This window comes from Vibrio sp. HI00D65, assembly GCF_001635455.1.
In the GTDB taxonomy this organism is placed as follows: Bacteria; Pseudomonadota; Gammaproteobacteria; order Enterobacterales; family Vibrionaceae; genus Vibrio.
The window spans coordinates 1-219 of sequence record NZ_LWEH01000114.1 but is presented as its reverse complement, the minus strand read 5'-3'; the positions used below and the strand labels follow the sequence as shown (position 1 = coordinate 219).

Annotated in this window: 1 pseudogene; it reads left to right on the top strand. The window is 45.7% G+C overall.

From position 1 onward, the window contains the following. Positions 1–219, top strand: a pseudogene (locus A3712_RS10170) (TRAP transporter permease); the annotation flags it as partial.

Sequence of the window (219 nt, the reverse complement as noted above, 5' to 3'; positions counted from 1 at the left end):
GGCTTTGCTATTATTGGTACTTATGCGTTTATTGCAGCGATCGAAGGCTACCTCGAGAGTGAAATCAATCTTGTGCTGCGCGCAGTATTGATTGCCTTAGGTGTTGCTTTGGTATGGCCTGATGTGTCAATCGTGATTCGCCTGGTCGGTGTAGCACTGTTTGTTGCTATCTTCATCTACAGCGGTCGTAAGTACGATATCAACCAAGTGAAAAAGCAG